We start from the raw sequence: 437 nt of genomic DNA on the forward strand, positions 1-437 counted from the left end.
GCGATGCGGCGCGCGCCGAGGATCGCGCGGCGGCGGCGATCGAGCGGATCGAGGCGCAGCGCGCCGATCTGGCGGCGCGGCGGCAGCGCATCGTCGCCGATCATGAAGAAGCCGAGGCGGAGGTCGCGCGCGCGGGCGCCGTGCAGGCGGCGCTGCCCGATGGGAGTGCGACGCGCGAGCGGGTGCGGGCGCTGTCGGGCGAGGCCGAGGCGCGCCGCACCGCCATCGCCACCGCGCGCGCGGACCGCGCCGGGCTGGACCGCGATGTCGGCAGCGGGCGCGAGCGGTTGGCCGGGACGACCGCAGAGGCGAAAAGCTGGCGCGCGCGGGCAGGGGAGGCAGCGCGGCGCATCGCCGAGATGGACAAGCGCGATGGTGACCTTGCCGCCGAAGCGCAGGCGCTAGTCGGGCGGCCCGAGGCGCTCGCTGCCGAGATC

At 78.0% G+C, this 437-nt stretch carries 1 protein-coding gene; it reads left to right on the forward strand.

Features of this window, described 5'->3' with window-relative positions; genetic code table 11:
• Nucleotides 1-437, forward strand: a 437-nt coding sequence (locus tag AACY08_RS29920; protein WP_445262076.1) for a hypothetical protein, incomplete at both ends; no start/stop codon positions are given.

The organism is Pseudomonas sp. EL_65y_Pfl1_R83 (genome assembly GCF_963970695.1).
Taxonomy (GTDB): Bacteria; Pseudomonadota; Gammaproteobacteria; order Pseudomonadales; family Pseudomonadaceae; genus Aquipseudomonas; species Aquipseudomonas tritici.